The organism is Enterorhabdus sp. P55 (assembly GCF_009911695.1).
Classification (GTDB): domain Bacteria; phylum Actinomycetota; class Coriobacteriia; order Coriobacteriales; family Eggerthellaceae; genus Enterorhabdus.
The window spans coordinates 1-16,650 of the sequence record NZ_QWKK01000049.1; the positions used below are offsets into that span (position 1 = coordinate 1).

General features: G+C 69.0%; 11 protein-coding genes. 9 read left to right on the forward strand and 2 right to left on the reverse strand.

The annotated features are described in order from the left end of the window. Nucleotides 1-218 precede the first annotated feature (218 nt). The 5 genes from D1643_RS06265 to D1643_RS06285 all read left to right on the forward strand — a co-directional run bounded on the left by D1643_RS06265 (nt 219) and on the right by D1643_RS06285 (nt 4,454). The gene (locus D1643_RS06265) at nt 219-674 is read left to right on the forward strand and encodes a PadR family transcriptional regulator (RefSeq protein WP_201751002.1); all 456 of its coding nucleotides are present in this window, start codon (nt 219-221) and stop codon (nt 672-674) included. A gap of 22 nt (nt 675-696) precedes the next feature. Beyond that, nucleotides 697-1,320, forward strand: coding sequence for an HAAS domain-containing protein (locus D1643_RS06270; RefSeq protein ID WP_160709728.1), 624 nt, complete (start codon nt 697-699; stop codon nt 1,318-1,320). Between the two features lie 44 nt (nt 1,321-1,364). After that, the gene (locus D1643_RS06275) at nt 1,365-1,622 is read left to right on the forward strand and encodes a hypothetical protein (RefSeq protein ID WP_160709730.1); all 258 of its coding nucleotides are present in this window, start codon (nt 1,365-1,367) and stop codon (nt 1,620-1,622) included. A 179-nt stretch (nt 1,623-1,801) separates the two neighbouring features. Further along, nucleotides 1,802-2,356: a nitrous oxide-stimulated promoter family protein gene (locus D1643_RS06280; protein ID WP_160709732.1), complete on the forward strand. Its 555-nt coding sequence runs from the start codon at nt 1,802-1,804 to the stop codon at nt 2,354-2,356. A gap of 511 nt (nt 2,357-2,867) precedes the next feature. After that, nucleotides 2,868-4,454 carry a circularly permuted type 2 ATP-grasp protein gene (locus D1643_RS06285; RefSeq protein ID WP_160709734.1) on the forward strand — a complete coding sequence of 529 codons (1,587 nt, stop codon included), beginning with the start codon at nt 2,868-2,870 and terminating at the stop codon, nt 4,452-4,454. A 42-nt stretch (nt 4,455-4,496) separates the two neighbouring features. Here the strand turns inward: D1643_RS06285 and D1643_RS06290 are convergent, their stop codons facing one another. Then, complete coding sequence (locus D1643_RS06290; protein ID WP_160709736.1) at nt 4,497-5,612, reverse strand: helix-turn-helix transcriptional regulator; 1,116 nt, start codon at nt 5,610-5,612, stop codon at nt 4,497-4,499. Between the two features lie 156 nt (nt 5,613-5,768). After that, nucleotides 5,769-6,653: a methionyl aminopeptidase gene (locus D1643_RS06295; protein ID WP_160709738.1), complete on the reverse strand. Its 885-nt coding sequence runs from the start codon at nt 6,651-6,653 to the stop codon at nt 5,769-5,771. 572 nt (nt 6,654-7,225) lie between these two features. Between D1643_RS06295 and D1643_RS11820 the strand changes: the two genes are divergently transcribed. From D1643_RS11820 to D1643_RS12245, 4 genes are all read left to right on the forward strand, one after another. Next, complete coding sequence (locus tag D1643_RS11820) at nt 7,226-7,822, forward strand: GntR family transcriptional regulator (RefSeq protein WP_236643421.1); 597 nt, start codon at nt 7,226-7,228, stop codon at nt 7,820-7,822. Nucleotides 7,823-7,831: 9 nt separating this feature from the next. Beyond that, on the forward strand, nt 7,832-8,983 hold the full coding sequence (locus tag D1643_RS06305; protein WP_160709740.1) for a DUF1648 domain-containing protein: 1,152 nt from the start codon (nt 7,832-7,834) through the stop codon (nt 8,981-8,983). Between the two features lie 141 nt (nt 8,984-9,124). After that, nucleotides 9,125-10,408 (forward strand): MFS transporter, encoded by a 1,284-nt coding sequence (locus D1643_RS06310; protein WP_160709742.1) that lies wholly within the window; start codon nt 9,125-9,127, stop codon nt 10,406-10,408. 867 nt (nt 10,409-11,275) lie between these two features. Continuing rightward, complete coding sequence (locus tag D1643_RS12245) at nt 11,276-16,552, forward strand: M60 family metallopeptidase (protein ID WP_160709744.1); 5,277 nt, start codon at nt 11,276-11,278, stop codon at nt 16,550-16,552. Nucleotides 16,553-16,650: the final 98 nt, after the last annotated feature.

Below are 16,650 nucleotides of genomic sequence, written 5' to 3' on the forward strand. Positions count from 1 at the left end.
CCGGACCCCCGGACCCCCGGGCCCCCGGCCCCCCGGCCCCCCGGCCCCCCGGCCCCCCGGCCCCCGGCTTTCTCCTCACTGCTCTGTGCGGGAGGGCGCTTGCGTGCAGGGGGCGTGGGGGGGCGGGCGCTGTTTCACGTGAAACATTCGTTCCTGTGACAAGGAAGGGTTGCCAATCAATACTATGTAACGTATAGTATATGGCGATAGGAGGTATTATGGACGCTCAGATGAAGCGGGGGTTCCTGGAGGCGTGCGTGCTGGCTACGCTACGTCGGCGGGAGTCCTACGGCTATCAGATCATCAAGGACGTGCCGGCGAGCTTGGGGCTGACTGAGTCGTCGCTGTATCCGCTGCTCAAGCGTCTGCAGGGCGGTGGCCTGATAGCGGTGCGGACGGCGGAGCATAACGGCCGCCTTCGCAAGTACTATCGCATAACCGAATCCGGCCAGGAGCGCCTACGCGCCTTTCTAGCCGAGCAAGACGAGGTGCGCGGCCTCTATCGTTATGTGGAAGAGTCGATGGTCGCGAGTTCGCAGTCGGCCTCCGAGGATGCGCCGGCCCCTGCCGGCGTGCCCGCGATCGCGTGCTCGGGGGCGGCGCCGTCGTCGGCTGACCCGCCAGCTGGCGGGACACCGCCGGGCGCGGTCGACGGCGCGCCGGTGTGGGCTTGATGGCTGTGATAGGAGGTTTCTCGTGAACAAGCAGGAGTTTCTCGATCGACTGGGCACGCTGCTCTCGTGCCTGCCGGCATCGCGTGTGGCCGAATCGCAGGCATTCTACGCCGAGGCCATCGCCGACCGCATGGAGGAGGGCATGACCGAGGAGGAGGCCGTTGCCGCGCTGGGCTCGCCGGGGGCGGTGGCCGACGCCATCCTCGACGAGATGCCGCCGGTTCCCCGCGTGATGGCCAAGACGCGCCGGCGCAGCACCGTGCTGCTCTGGGCGCTCATCATCGTGGGGTCGCCTCTATGGCTTGCGCTACTGCTGACCTTCGCCCTGGTGGCGCTGGGGGTGTACCTGTGCATCTGGATGCTCGCCGCGATGCTCTGGGCCATTGCGGCCGCCGCGGTCATGGCCCTGCCGCTTGCCCTGATCCTCGCCTTCGCCGGCTTGATGGAGGGCAACGTCCCCTTCGCCCTCGCCTACGTGGGGGAGGGGCTGCTCGCGGCGGCGCTCGGCATCGTGTGCTTCAGCGCGGCGCTCTCGTCCAGCCGCTATCTGGTGAGGCTTTCGCAGAGGTGGATGGGCAAGATGCTCTCGCCCTTCCGACGCGAGCGGTCGCAGGCGCCCTCGGATGCCGTCGGCGCGACGGCCTGAGACGTCGGCGCTGGCTGCGGGCAGTGAAGTGAAAGGAAGAGAAGATGCGACAAGTGCGCAAGACGATGCATTGCGTGGCAGCCGCCCTGGCGGTTGCGGGGTTGGTGCTAATGGCGAGTGGATTCGCGCTCTCCGGCTGTGACGTGCGCGTGTTCACGGCTTCGGTTGATCGAGGAGCCGTCATGCTTGGCGGCGTGGAGGTGGAGAATCCGGAGCAGGTGCCGCTGCTCGGCTGGATGGCGTCGATGGGGAGGGTGGAGATCAACCCGCCCGAAGCGCCGGACGCGCCCACCGCGCCCTAAGCTCGTCGGCCCTCGGATTTGAGGTGCCCAGGTCGGCGGTTGCCGGGGTCTTCGCCCTTGCTCGACCACCCGTGCCGGTTCTTAGGCTCGATCGGGCTCCGACTGCGCGATGTCCCAAGCGCGCCCAGGAAGCCGTGGAAATCCTGTGGCCGTTTCCCGCGTGCCCTATAATGTGAGCCATGACTAACATTACTGAGAACACCCCGGTGGAAGCGGTGGGGGAGGGCTCTTGCGAGTGCCTGACCACCGACGTGTCCGACTCCCTCGCTGCTCCTGCGGTGCTTGAGCGTGCCAGCTCAAACGTCGCTGCCGCGCCTGCGTCCGCCGACGCGACGGCGCCTGCCGCACCTGCGTCTGCCGTAGCGCCCGCGCCCTCTTCGCGCCGCGCCGCCGCTGATCCGCCGGCCGTCGCGCGACGGCGTGCTCGCGAAGAACGCGTCATCTCGCAGATGGTGGCGCTTTACTGCGCCGGCAACCACGATGCCGCGTCGCGCACGGAGCGCGCCTGCTGCGGCGAGCCGGTGTGCCCCGCGTGTAAGGCCGTCGACGCCTATGCCGTCCTGCGCACTGCGCGCTGTCGCCAGATGCACGCCAAGACCTCCTGCGAGAAGTGTCCCTATCATTGCTACCGCCCCCAGGAGCGCGAGCAGATTCGCCAGGTCATGCGCTATGCCGGCCCGCGTATGCTCACGAAGCACCCCATCGCGGCCATCCGCCACCTCCTCGGGAGGTAACGCCCGCTGCACCCGCTGCGTCTCAGCAGCAGGACGGTCGCGCCCATCCGGGCACGGCAGGGCAGTCGCCAGCTTCCCGTCCTCCCTAATCCCCGACCGCCGCGGCGGCGCGACTGTCCCTCGCGTCGTCGCAGCGGGGTTCCCGCTCTCGTCTGTCCGCCCCACTGCCACCTTTTCGCCGGAAAATGGCACTAATCGGCAGTTTGGTACGGTTCGCGAGGCTTTCCGAGCGGATCGCGTTTTCGCGACCTGGGGTTTTCTCGCGTCAGGACGCATCCGAGGGCGCAGCTGGCCTGAAAGGGGCCTACTGCACCGTACCAAACTGCCGATTAGTGCCATCAGACGCGCGTTTTCCGGCTTTGACATGATTCTTGCTCGCCTGGCGGGGCGAGCCATGTCGGGCGGGCAACGCTTGGCCTCGGTTTTCGCGCCAGGTACGCCGTGCGACGCGGCGCCTCCTGCCCGTTGTGGTATACCCACAAGGTCATCGTTTGCCTAAGAAGGACGCGTTATGGAAGCTGGTCAGGTAGGGAAGGCGGTCGAATCCGCCACGAGCGGTCTCCGCCATGGGCGGGAACGTGCCGATGTGAAGGCCCCCGCGCCGGGGTACGTCGACGAGGCTGCGCCGCTCACGCGGGAGTACCTCGACGTCATCGCTGAGCTTGGCGGGGATGAGGCCGGCCGTCGCGCGGCCTGGGAGCGCATGGCAAACGGTTCGGCGTGGTACCACGGCGAGCCCGTCGCCTTCAACTACGTCCCGCGCATCTACGGCCCGCATATGCGCGCATGGCTGGAGAACGTGGCGACCACCGCCTACGGCATCCTGCGCACGATCATTGAGCGCTATCAGGTTGACCCGGTCTACCGTCGGGAATTCCGCTTTGACCCGCGTGTGGAGGAACTCGTGCTCCTGCCGCGCGGCTACAGGGAGCCGCTGCCCCTGACGCGCGTCGACCTCATGCTCGACGAGGCGACAGGCGACTTTCGCTTCTGCGAGTTCAACACCGACTCGTCGAGCGGGATGAACGAGGCGCGCGAGGCCCTGGCGGCCATCCGCGAAGGCGCGGCGTACCAGGTTATGGCCGCACGTCACGTGTTCGAGGACGATGGGGAAGCGCAGTTTGCCGGCTGGGTGCGCACGTTTGCGCGCCTCTACGCTACGAGCGATCGGGCGGCAGCGGCGCCGCTCGCGACGCCGCTCGCGCCCACTGCCGCCTTGTCCGCCCCTGACGCGCCCGTTGCTGAGGCCGCCGCCGGACGCGCCGGCGGGCCAGCCTCCGCGGCACGCCCGCGGGTGGCCATCGTCGCGTGCCTCGATGGCCCCGAGCCCGACGTGAGCGAGCTCGCCCTGTTCATCCCCCTGTTCGAGGCGGCCGGCTTTGACTGCTCGGTGTTCGACGCGCGCCAGCTCAGCTTCGACGGCGAGCGGCTTCGCGGCAACGTCGCGTTGGCCGGCATGGGCGATGTGGACATCGACGTCATCTGGCGCTTCTGCATCGTGGTTGATCTGCTGGAGCACTGGGATGACGTGCAGCCCCTCGTCAACGCGTTGCGCCAGCGGAAGGTGGAGATGATCGGCAGCTTCGCCACGCAGATCGCCCACGATAAGCAGTTGTTCGCCGTGCTGCGGCGTCCGGCCACCCAGGCGCTGCTCACGGCGGAGGAGCGGCGCTTCGTCGAGGAGCACATCCCCTTCACGGCCTTCCTCGACGACCCGGCCCTCGACCTGGACGCCGTGCGCCGTCATCCCGAGCGCTGGGTGCTCAAGCCCACCGACTGGTACGCCAGCAAGAACGTGGTGGCTGGCGCCGAGTGCACGACGGGAGAGTGGTCGCGCATGATCGACGAGGCGCTCGCGCAGAAGAGCGGCTCGCCGTGGATCGTGCAGGAGTTCTTCGCGCCCCAGGTCACGCCTGCCGTCCCGCTCTACGGCCGCCCAGAGGACTTCACGGCCGCGCCGCGCCCCTTCGGGAACCTGCTGGGGCTCTACGTGCACGCGGGGCGCTTCGCCGGGGTCTACCTGCGCCAAGGCCCTCACGACGTCATCGGCAGCGCGCGGGAGGGCCTGGTTACGCCCGTTCTCTGGACGCAGGGCTAGCGCCTGGCGGGACGCTCCGCCCGGAGGGCGTCCCGCCAGGCCCTAGGCCGTCGGATCGTCCTTCACGAAGGTGGACACGAAGATGCTGGCCACGCCGCACAAAAGGCCGCCGACCACCCAGGCCATCCAGAAGTAGGCCGTGTGCCACTGCGGCACGAGCAGCAGCGCCACGCCCACCATCGTGGCAGCGATCATGATGATGCCGCACAGACCGCTCGTGAGCTGGCTCTTGCGGTGGCGGCGTTCCAGCCGCGCCCGGGCGCGCTCAATCTCCGCGTCGGAGGCGTCGGGTATGCCCAGAATCTCGCAGATCTGCGCGTCGGTGTACAAGCCGCGCAGCTGGGCGGCGCTGGTCTCGCGCAGGTGCTTCCACGAGTCGCTCTCGGCCAGGGCCTGCTCGCGGGCGTTGTTGTAGTTGGTGACGTTCAGGCGCGCAAGCAGCATGCTCGTCCGCACGATGAGCCACACCGCTATCGCTATGAGGGCCATCATGAGGCCGCTCGCGATACCCTCGACGAAGTCCCCGCTCCCATCGGTGAGGCTCGCTCCCACGATGCCGACGAAGATGAGGAAGATGCCACCGACGAGGTTGATCACAAAGGAGCGCTGGGTGGCGCGGCGATCGTCGGCGGTGTAGAAGTCCTGGACGTAGGGGTGGCTGCGCTGAAACTCCACATGCTGGAACGAGGCCGTGAGAATGAGGGCGGTGCCGACGCCGATGCCGACGAATAGCGGAATGAGCGTAAGGGCCTCCAGGTTCGGATTGAAGCGCTCGGCGGCGGTGCCCACGAAGATGAGCAGCGACACGCCCAGGAGGATGGTGAAGACGCCCGTGGCGATCTTCGTGGCGAAGGCGCGCATGTGCTCGTCGTAGCCGCACACGTCCAGGGGCGGGCCGCCGGCGTTCTCGCGCATGGCGGCAGCGGCGGCCTGGGCCCGCGGGGTGGGGGAGGTGGCGGTCAGGTCGCCCGTCACCAGGTCGTCTAAGGTGCAGTCGAAGATCTGGCACAGCTTCAGCAGCTTGTCCATTTCGGGGTAAGCGCGCTCGGCCTCCCACTTGGTGACGGATTGGCGGCTGACGCCGAGCATCATGGCCAGCTGCTCCTGGGTCATGGCGTGGGTGGCGCGTAGGTGCTGCAGGTTGTTGCGAAAGCTCACGATGGGTCCTCTCGGTAGGTCAGGCGGTTGAATCGGCTGTCGACGCACCTCACTCTACGGTAGCCGGCGTCTCCGATCTACCAACTTGCGGCATCATTTTTTCGCACCTACAGGTTGCCAACCCCAGGTCAAAGGCGTAAAGCTACCAGATCGACACTACCAGCTCAGCAGCTCGTAGCCGTCCTCGGTCACCACAATCTGAACCTCCCACTGGGCGGTGGGCAGACCGTCGGCGGTGCGGACGGTCCAGCCGTTGGGGTCGGACATGTCGATGTCCGGCTTGCCCAGGTTGATCATGGGCTCGATGGTGAACATGAGGCCGGGCGCGAGCACGGGCCCTGTTCCCGCCTCGGTCACGAAGCTCACGAACGGGTCCTCGTGGAACTCAAGTCCGATGCCGTGGCCGCCGAACTCGCGCACCACGCTGTAGCCGTGGGCCTGGGCGTAGGCGTTCACGGCCGCGCCGATGTCGCCCAGGTGCCCCCAGGGCTTGACGGCCCTGAGGCCCTCCTCCACCGCCTCTTTGGTCACGCGCACGAGGTCGGCCTTCTCAGGTGGCACCGCGCCGATGCAGAACATGCGCGAAGAGTCGGAGAAGTAGCCGTCCAGGATGGTGGAGCAGTCGACGTTGATGATGTCGCCCTCCTTGAGCACCTCGTCCTCGCGGGGGATGCCATGGCAGACTACCTCGTCGACTGACGTGCAGACGCTCTTGGGGAATCCCTCGTAGTCGAGCGGTGCGGGAATGGCGTCATGCTCGACGGTGTAGTCGTGCACCCAGCGGTCGATGTCGGCGGTGGTGACGCCGGGGCCGATGCGCTCGGCCACGTAGTCGAGTGCGCCCACGTTGACGGCGGCGCTTCGGCGGACGCCCTCGATGTCGGCGGCAGTCTTCAGCAGGCTGCGCAGCGGCACCTCCTCGCCGGCCTCGTAAAGGGCCTGGAGGCGCTCGTCGAAGTCGTGGTGGCACTTCTTGTACTTGCGTCCGCTGCCGCACCAGCACTCGTCGTTGCGGCCGGGCTGCGGTTGTCCGTCGTACATGGTTCCTCGAATCTGCCCCGGAGGGCGTCGGTGGCGGGGTGCCCCTTCGGGGGCGTGGGGGCGATGTCGGCCGACACGGGGGCGCGGGGTCGGCGCTCTGGGGCGTCTGCCGGCGCGGGTGCGGACGTTGTCGCCTATGATCGCCTGCCATACTACCGCAACTTGGCGGATGGAACCGCGTTTCGCTGCCGTTCGGTTGCGTGGGGAACAGATGGGCGGGGTCGGGCGCGGGCGTCGTTGCCGCGAGATGAACTGGATGGCGGCGCTTCCCTGGAAAAACGCGCTGCTTTCTGCAAATTGGAGCGGATTTGCACCCGCCATTGGCCTTGGCGGGGGCTGGGTCACGGGTAGCCGGGCGTAAACCCCCTGGTCGTCGGATCTGGATTGGGCGGCGAGCTCCCGTTTGCGCGATTTTCGGAGTGCAGAACCGTTCGAATTTGCAGAAATCAGCGTGAGAAGCCGGAAAAAGCATGGAACGGCCTCGCATGCCGCGGTCTAATGCCATGGTGCGGCGCATTTGTTATAATAGCCATATAACAAATAGAACAGGTTCTCTCGAAGGAGGGCATGCCATGATTCTGCGCATTGACCAGGGCTCGCAAGAGCCCCTGTACCTGCAGATACGAAACCAGCTGGTGGGCGCCATCGCGCGCGGCGAGCTGCTGCCAGGTGACCGGCTACCGGGCGTGCGGGCCCTTGCGTCGGATTTGGGCATCAACCTGCATACGGTCAACAAGGCCTATGCGGTGCTGCGTGACGAGGGCTATCTGCTCATGCGCGGCCGCAGCGGTGCCTTTGTGGCCGATGCGACGCAGGCCGCCTCGGCTGAGCGCCGGGCCGATGCCGAGAAGCATGCGGCCGAGGCGCTGCGAGGCCTCGCGCTTGAGTGGCGCGCCCGCGGCGGAGATGCGGCGGGTTTCGTCGACCTGGCTGCGGCGTCGGCTGCCGCCGTGTTCGACGATCCGGGCGTCGCTGGGGCATCCCGCGATGTGGCTGTGCGCCTTGCGGTTGGCGCCGACCTGGCTCCCGGAGCTGCAGCCGTCGCGTCCGGAGCGGGCGCTGGCGCCCTTGCCGACTCAGCCGCAAGCGCCTTGGGCGCGCTTGCTGCTGGCATCCCCTCCGGCCTCGCTCCGACCGACCTCGCCGCCCCCGCCGCGGCTCGCCCCTAGGAGGCTGCCATGGAATTACTCGTTGCGCTCATTCTTGTCGGCTGCGTGCTGCTGACCGGCGGTCTGCTGGCCGTCACCCCTTGGCTCATGCCCAAGACCGAGTGCTTCGCCGTCACCGTGCCCGAGGGCGCTCGCCGCGATCCGCGCCTGGCTGGCTTCCGCCGCCGCTATGCGCTCATCGTGGGCGTGGCCACGCTTGCCTGCTCCGGGCTCCTGGCCGCCTTCGCCGCCAGCGCCGGAAGCTCGCTTGGCGAGGGGACGGCCTTCGTCGGGGTGCTCGTCGGCGCGATGCTGGTGCCGACAGTGCTGTCGTTTGGCCTTATGCTGCACTTTCGCCGACGCGTGATGGCCGTCAAGCGCGCCGAGGGATGGGCGGCGCCGCGCCCCCAGGCGGCTGCGGTGGTGGCCGAGGACGACGTGCCGCACGCCATCTCCCTCGCCTGGAACCTGCTGTACGTGCCGGTTGTCCTGGTGACGGCGACCATCGGTGTGGTGGCGTGGCCGGCTATTCCCGATCAGATCCCCCTGCACGCCGACTTCTCCGGCACCGTCAACGACTGGGCACCCAAGAGCATCGGCAGCGTGTTCTTCCCCGTGCTCGTGCAGTTGTTCATGATCGCGTGCTTCCTATTCTGCCATTGGTCGATCCTGCGCTCCAAGCGTCCGACGAGCCCTGGCGCGCCGGTGACCTCGGCCCTGGCGTACGGCTTGTTCGCGCGCGCCCAGAGCATTTACCTGTTGGCGACGGGCGTGCTCGTCACGGCGGCGTTGGGGCTTACGTTCATGCTGTCGGCCATGGGCGTCCTCTCGCTTGGCGGCGCGGGAGCCATCGTGGCGGTGGCGGTGATTCCCGTTTTGCTGGGCTCGGTGGCCATCGCGCTTGTCTACGGGCAGGCCGGATCGCGACTGTTCCGCCGCATGGAGGCGGCCGGCGCCAACGCGGGCGTCCCGTCCGGCGCCGTGATGCCCGCGGACGACGACGATCACTGGAAGCTCGGCATCTTCTACGTAAACCGCGACGACGCGAGCCTGTTCCTTCCCGAGCGCTTTGGCGTGGGCTGGACGCTTAACCTGGGGCGCCCGGCGGCCTGGGCGGTCGTCGGCGGGTTCGTTGCCGTGATGGCGCTGTTCGTGGTGCTCGTGTTCATCGCGATAGGGTAGGGGAGCGGCCCGGCGGCAGTTGGCTCGCAGGCCGTCGGGCGCTTGCCGCGCCCTGGTTCGGGCGCTCTCAATCTGAGAACCCGGCGCGAAGGTGTGCCTGCGGGGTGGCGCGTCGGCGCCAAACCCCTATAATCGGTCGCTATGGCTAAGAAGTTCGACCCCGGGGTATACCGCGCCATCCTGCGCGTTCGCCAGGCCTACGCCTTTGACGTGGGCGGTTTCCTCATGCGCTTCTACTCGTACATGATGAACATCGGCACCATCACCATGATCACGCTGGCCGGCCGGTCGTTCCTCGTCGCGGGGCTGGTGTCGTCGGCCATCGCGCTGGCCACGTTCCTCATCTCGCCGCGCGTCTCCAAGCTCGTCGACGAGCGCGGGCAGCACCGCGTGGTGCCCGTGGCCGCGGTCATCACGTTGGTGGGGTGGGCTCTCATGCTGGTTACGGTGGGCACGGGCGGCCCCGACTGGGCGCTGTTCGCGGCCGCGGTGCTCATGGGCTTTGTGCCCAACCCCCAGGCGCTCGTCCGCGCGCGCTGGACCTATCTCATCCGCACGGGGCGCCTGGGCGACGCCGCGCCCGACGTGCGCACCATGTTCTCCTACGAGGGCGTGCTCGACGACATCGGCTTCATGTTCAGCCCGTCCATCTCCATCGCGCTGGCCACGGCGCTGTTCCCCACGGCGGGTCTCCTGGCTGGGGGCATCAGCTTCGCGGTGGGCGTGACGGTGCTCTCGCTCTCGCGCTCCACCGAGCCCGAGCCCGGGTGGGGCGCCGCCCCTGCCAGCGGCGCCGGCGCCGCCCGTCCCCGGAGCGTGTTTCGCACGTCGGCGGTGGTGCGCGTGCTGTTTCTGCTCATGCTGTTCCTCGGCGCGTTCTACGGCATCTTCGATACCGCCACCGTGGCCCTCGCCGAGGAGCTTGGCGATCCCAACATCGCGAGCATCATTCTCATCATCGCGTCGTTCGTGTCGATGATCATGGGATTCGTGTTCGGGATGATCTGCCTGCGTGTGCCGCAGCACCTTCAGCTGGTGGGCGCTGGCGTGCTCATCGGCTGCGCGTACGGCTCCATGGCGCTCATCGACTCGGCGCAGTCGCTGTTCGTGGTGTCCACGCTCGGCGCGCTGTTCTACGCGCCGTTTCTTATCGTGTGCAACGCCACCTGCGAGCGCGCTGTCCCCAGCGACCGTCTGACCGAGGCCATCACGTGGATGAACGCTGGGGCTACCTGCGGCATGGCGTTTGGGCCGTCGCTCGGCGGCGTCATCATCGACGAGATGGGCGCGGTGGCGTCCTTCGATCTGGGCGCCGTGCTGGCCATCGCCATCCCTGTGACGCTCGCGCTGTTCTACCGCCTGCTCAAGCGCAACGTCCGTGGCGAGGCGCCCGCGGAGGCGGCTGGCGGATCTCCCAAGGAGTAGGTGCCTGCGGGTCGGACGGAGGCGCTCGCGGCGGGTGCCGGCCTCACGCCAAGAGGCAGGTGCCCACGGGCCGGCGAAGAAGTGGGCTCTGCCCCCCCCCCGGCAGCGGCGCGGCGACGGCCCCCTGGGGGCAGCGGCGCGGCGACGGCCCCGGCTGCGACGCGACGGGGGGGCGGGTCGGGTGGTAGGGGCGGCCTGCGTGCAGGGAAATCGGCGAAAAATGGACACTTGCGCCGAAATTCCGAGGTCTGCAGGGGCCTGGGGAGGCAAAATACCCGCGCAGTCACTGTGGGAATTCTCGTGACCTGGGAAAACGCTCGGCCCGACCGCTCTGGAGCGCCCAGCGCCTCGGAATTTCGGCGCAAGTGTCCAAAAACGCGAAAAGAATGCGCGCGACCCCCCTCTATCCCCCTCCAGCGGGATCCTCGTAGACGCCAGCGGGGGCTCCGGCACGTGCTCGGGGAGCGGGCGGCTGAGGGGCCGCGCGGAGGACGCGCGCCGGCGGCTGCCGTGCGGGGGCTGCGCGGAGGACGCGCGTCGGCGGCTGTCGTGCGAGAGGGGGGCCGGCATGCGGTCGGGCGCCCCGCTTTTCCCGGCGGATCTCCCCAGGAGCAGGCGCCTGCGGGTCGGGCGGGCGCTCGCGGGGCGGGTGCTCGCCTCGCGCCAAGAAGCAGGCGCTCGCGCGCCGGGCGCGCTTCCGGCTCTGCCTGCGTTCGTTGCGAAATATGACCCTTTCGCTCAGGCGGCTGCTATAATGCCTCCCATGCCGGGCTGACGGGCTGGCTGCTTGCGCCTCTGGGGGAGCGCGCAAGACGGCGGCCGCCTAGCGCGGACACGCACCTTGTACAATGAGAGAGAGGTTGGGAAGTGAGACGGGTGACAGCATGCGTCACCGCGCTCTGCCTGGGATTCTCGCTGTTCGGCATGCCGGCCGTGGCCGTTGCCGAGCCCGCGGATCCAGGGAGCACGCAGGAGACGCAGCAGACCGAAACGCAGCTAGAAACGAACAACGATGATCTTGCCGCTGGAAGCCGAGAAGACCAACTGACCCCCGCCGCCGACGCGACGCCTGATGCCGCGCCGACCGACGAGGGTGCCGATGACGCCGAGGGAGCGGGCTCGCTCCAGGGTGCCGTCGTCGACGTGGAGCTCACGTCGTTCGTTCCGCGGGCCGCACTGGCGGCCAACCTGACTGCACAACTGAATACTGAGGACGGCGCCGTCGTGGCGGGGCCGGTCGCCTTCGGGCCGAAGGCCTCCGAGGCTGCCGTCGTGGCTGCCCTCGCCGAGGAATCGGCCCGGGCGGCTGGCGCTGACGGCGATGGCGCGTCCGCCGATCGCGTCACCGCGGCCTGCGCGCTCTACGCGTGCCTGGACGCCGTGCCGGCCGGCACGTACACGCTCGTCGTGCGCGGTGAGGGCTACGGCACCTTCACGCAGGAGGTGACCCTGGCCGATGGCGACCGCGCTGCCCTGCGCCTGGCAGACAGCCTGATGAGCGGGCTTGACGCCGACGAGGCGGGCGTGGGCCTGGCGCCCTATGGCGACTTCAACGGCAACGGCGAGGTGGGTTCGGGCGACGCGTCGCTTTTGGCCCGCGCCGTGGCCGACGAGGCGCCTCGCGCCGGCGCCGGAGCCGAGGCGCGCTTCGACCTGACGGGCGACGGCGCGGCTACGCTGGCCGACGTCCAGGCGTTTGCCGCCACCCTGGGTCATGCCCGCGAGGGCGCGGGCGCCCAGGCGGCCGCGCACCTGACCAAGGACGGCTCCCAGATGAGCCCGGCCCTCGGCGCGGGCACCGTGGTCGCGGGCGACGTGCCCTTCGACAGCCTCTTCGCGCCCGACGGCGCCGTGGTGGCGCTTGCTCCGGCTGACGGCCAGCCCGTGTCCGTTGACGCACCGGTGGAGTTCTCCGTCGAGCCCCGGGGGGCTGCGCTGGCGGGCCTCACCCTGCAGGCTCCCGTCGACGCCAGCGGCGCGCCCCGCGCGGGCCTGGTGGTCGTCGAGCTCGCGGACGGCTCTGTCGAGGAGATTCCCTTCTCCGACGAGGGCATTCACGCCCTGCGCTCGAGTGGCCTGCCCGCCACCGGGTCGGTGGAGGCCGAGAACGGCCTGGTGGTCATCGACTTCGGCGCGCGCGTGGCCGTCAAGCGCATCACCATCCGCGTCACGGCAGTGGCCGACGGCGGCACGCTGGCCGAGATAGCCACCGTCGAGTTCCTCAACGGCATGGAGGATCGCATCGCGCCTCCCGACCTCAACGTTCCCGCCAACTTGGCTGCCGATGCGGCCGACAAGCGCTTCACGCTGGCGTGGGATCCGCAGGTGAACGTGACCGGCTACGAGGTGGAGGTGTCGCAGGGCGGCGTCACGGACGTCCGTGCTGCGGTGCTGCCCACCGCCGAGGTGAGCACGCTTCGCGGCGAGAAGCTGGCGAACGAGACCGACTACCAGGTGCGCGTGCGCTCCGTCAACGGCGACTGGCACAGCCCCTGGGGCGACGCCATTACCGTGACGCCGCATGCCACGAAGGCTCCCGCCGCGCCCGACGGCGTGACAGTCGAGGGCGGCTACGGCGAGATCGTGGTGCGCTGGCGTGCCGCGGAGGACGCCGCGCGCTACACCCTCTACTACAAGGCCGAGGACGAGGCTGAGTTCCACGCCGTCGAGGGCCTGGCCGACACCAGCTGCACCGTGGGCGACCTGCGCCACCGCACCCGCTACCTTGTGTATCTGACGGCCAGCAACGACTGCGGCACGTCCGCCCCGTCCAACCAGTACAGCGGCGAGACCATCGACCGCACGGCCAAGGTGCCCTGGTACAACCTCATCAACCGCACGGTTCAGAGCGCCTCGCTCGACTCGCACATCATCGACGTGACCGCGGCGCCGCACGATCCCGGCAAGGTGCCGGACTTCGAGCCGCGTCACCTGGTAGACGGCGACTACGACACCTACTTCTACTCCGCCCGCCACAACGACGGCTGGGGCGAGGTGACGGTCACCTTCGACGACGTCTACGAGATGAGCAGCTTCGCGCTCACCACCTACCTGGGCAACGGCTACTGCTCGATGCACGAGATCCGCGTGACGGTGGACGACGGCGCCGGCAACCGCGCCACGTACCACTCGGGCTCCGGCCTGTCGTGGTCGGCCATCGCCAATACGCCCAACTCCGTCATGGTGAGCTTCCCCACGGCGAAGGTGAAGACCATCTCCCTCACCTACTGCCGCGCCTACTGGGCGCCGGTTACCATTTCTGAGCTGGCGTTCTACCAGCATGACACCTTCGCTGAGGAGGTGGCGGCGCTCTGGGCGGACGACCTGCACACGGTGCTTGCCGACGGCGTGACGCCCGAGGCCATCGAGGACATCCGCGCGCGCCTGAACACGCCCGACCCGGCGTGCGGCGAGCTGCATCCGCGCTACGAGCTGCTCGTGGCCGAGCTGGACAACGCCATGGCCGTGCTCAACGCCCAGGGCCTGCGCGCGCCCGTGGCGATTGACCCGCAGGTGCGCAGCTCGGTCAATGCCAACGTGGGCGGGCTCAACGCGTGGCAGCCCCTCGGCGTGTCGGCGAAGGCCGGCGAGGAGGTGGCGGTCTACGTGGGCGGCGCTGGCGCCGCGGCCGGCTCGTCCACCCCGCTGCGCCTCATGGCCACCCAGTACCACGCCGAGTCCAGCTCGTGGAGCACGACGGCGGTGGGCACGCTCAAGACGGGCATGAACACCGTGGTCATCCCCAAGCTCACCTCGCTCGATGTGGAGAAGGGCGGCGCGCTGTACGTGGAGTACGCGGGTACCGGCGCGAGCCGCTCCTACGCGGTGCGCGTGGTGGGCGGCGTCGATATTCCCGTGCTCGACCTGCACGGCGTCACCGACGAGGCCGAGCGCCTGGCGCGCTGCGAGGCCTACGTCCGCTCGCTCGACGCGTCCGTCGCCGGCCTGGAGCAGACCCATGCCGACGCCGGGCATGACCATGCCTACGATCCGCAGAACTGCGTGGCCAACGCCACGGACGTCGTGTGCGACACCATCATGTTCTCCATCCCCGCCAGCCAGGTGCTGGCCGGCTTGGGCTCGGGCACGGTGGCTGAGCGCGCCGCCAAGGTGAATCACGCGCTGGCCGAGGCCGACGAGATGATGCACCTGTTCTACCAGCACAAGGGCCTGGGGAACCTGACCGCCGAGGAACAGGAGGTCTACGGCACGCGCAACGGCCTGCCCACGGCGCGCCAGAACATCCGCTACATGCGCATGTTCGCCGGTGCGTTCATGTACGCCGGCGGCCTGCATATCGGCGTGGAATGGGGCTCCACCGTCGAGTTCTGCTCCACCCCGGGCGTCTCCTTCGACGAGAGGGGCCGCTACCAGTCCGGCTACTACTACGGCTGGGGCGTCTCGCATGAGGTGGGCCACGAGATCAACCAGGGCGCCTACGCCATCGCCGAGGTGACGAACAACTACTACGCGCAGCTGGAGAAGGCGCAGGACACCGACGACTCCACCCGCTTCACGTACCCGACCGTCTACGAGCGCGTGACCTCCGGCATCAAGGGGATGCCGGGCGGCGCCACGGGCATCGCCGTGTACTGGCAGCTGCACCTCGCCTACGACAAGGGCTACAACTTCAAGACCTACGACACCTATACCGAGCAGTTCAACAACCTCTTCTTCGCCCGCGTGGACGCCTATGCCCGCAACCAGGCCATCGCGCCCCAGGCGAAGGAGGACGGCGTGGCGCTCACCCTGGCCGGCGCCGACAAGGACAACGCGCTCATGCGCCTGTCCTGCGCCGCTGCCGAGCGCAACCTGCTCGCCTACTTCGAGGCATGGGGCCTCGAGCCTAACGCGGGCACGCGCGCCTATGCCGAGCAGTTCCCGGCGGAGGAGCGCCCCATCCAGTACCTCTGCGACAGCGCCCGCGCCTACCAGCTGGAGGGCGGCCGCTCCACGGCGGCGAGCACCACCGTCTCCGCGTCGCTCGCGCGTGAGGAGAACTCGCCCTCCGTGGTCATCAGCCTGTCGTCTTCAGGCGGCGGGGACGGCCTGCTGGGCTACGAGATCAAGCGCAACGGCGTGCCGGTGGCCTTCGTCACGGCCGACCAGGATCGCTACGTGGACACCATCGCCACGGTGAACAACCGCGTCTTCACCTACGAGGTGTGCGGGGTGGACAAGCACCTCAAGCGCACGCGCTCGGTGACCCTCGATCCGGTGAAGGTGTCGCACGACGGCTCGCTCGACAAGACGGGCTGGACGGCCACGTCCACGCTCTACGCGGCCGACGATGCCACCGAGCCCGATCCCGACGGGACGAGCTGCGGCATGCCGGAGCCGGCTGCCGCGATGCGCGCCATCGACGGCGATGCGGCCACGGTGTTCGACGGCGCCCTGCCCGAGGGCAGCGCCGAGGAGGCCTCGGTGACGGTGAGCTTTGGCGAGGAGCTGGCGGTGTGCGCGCTCAAGTACCGTGCCGGCGCGGAGCATGCCGTCAAGGACTACCGCGTGGAGGTGAGCGCCGACGGCGTGCGCTGGACCGTCGTCAAGGAAGGCTCCTTCGAGCTGGACGCTGATGGCCGCGCCACCGTGTGGTTCAACCGCGAGGGCGACGGCTGGCTCTACACCTATGACGCCGCCTACCTGCGGCTCGTGGCCGTGGGGCAGCGCGAGGCCTCCGTGGCCGAGCTCGACGTGCTCGGCCCGACGGGCGATGACGTGGAGCTGCTGGCGAACGGCGTCGGCCGCCTGCGCAGCGACCTGCGCATCGAGGGCGGCGAGGTGGTGCCGGCCGGCTCGCTGGTCATCACCGGCTCCTACAAGGGCAACCCGGCTTACAACGCCCTCAAGCTCTACGACCAGGACGGCCGGCTCATCCCCGGCACGCAGGTGATCTTCGCCGACGTGCCCGAGCAGGGCGACCTGGGCGAGACGGCCGAGGGCCGCTGGCTGTACTACCTGACCCCCGACGACCTGAAGGAGACGGCCGTGCCCACGAAGGTGCGCGCCGAGCTGTACCGCGTCGACGACGCCCACAGCCTGGAGGGCGAGCGCCTGGTGGCTGACACGCTGCCGGTGGCCGTGCCCGCCGTGCTGCCGGACATCGAGATGTCGTTCGACCGCGTGGAGATGAGGGAGGCATGATGAGGACGAACGAGCGAAGGGAAGGCGCGCGCTGCGTGCGCGGCGCGGGATGCGGAGCGGCCGCGGGGCGCGCCGGGCGCGCCGGGGGCGTGAGCCGC

What these genes read in the sequence shown, in the direction of transcription:
- D1643_RS06265 (WP_201751002.1), top strand. Translation starts at nt 219, where the DNA reads ATGGACGCTCAGATGAAGCGGGGGTTCCTGGAGGCGTGCGTGCTGGCT.
- D1643_RS06275 (WP_160709730.1), top strand. Translation starts at nt 1,365, where the DNA reads ATGCGACAAGTGCGCAAGACGATGCATTGCGTGGCAGCCGCCCTGGCG.
- D1643_RS06295 (WP_160709738.1), bottom strand. Translation starts at nt 6,653, where the DNA reads ATGTACGACGGACAACCGCAGCCCGGCCGCAACGACGAGTGCTGGTGC.
- D1643_RS06280 (WP_160709732.1), top strand. Translation starts at nt 1,802, where the DNA reads ATGACTAACATTACTGAGAACACCCCGGTGGAAGCGGTGGGGGAGGGC.
- D1643_RS06310 (WP_160709742.1), top strand. Translation starts at nt 9,125, where the DNA reads ATGGCTAAGAAGTTCGACCCCGGGGTATACCGCGCCATCCTGCGCGTT.
- D1643_RS06285 (WP_160709734.1), top strand. Translation starts at nt 2,868, where the DNA reads ATGGAAGCTGGTCAGGTAGGGAAGGCGGTCGAATCCGCCACGAGCGGT.
- D1643_RS11820 (WP_236643421.1), top strand. Translation starts at nt 7,226, where the DNA reads ATGATTCTGCGCATTGACCAGGGCTCGCAAGAGCCCCTGTACCTGCAG.
- D1643_RS06305 (WP_160709740.1), top strand. Translation starts at nt 7,832, where the DNA reads ATGGAATTACTCGTTGCGCTCATTCTTGTCGGCTGCGTGCTGCTGACC.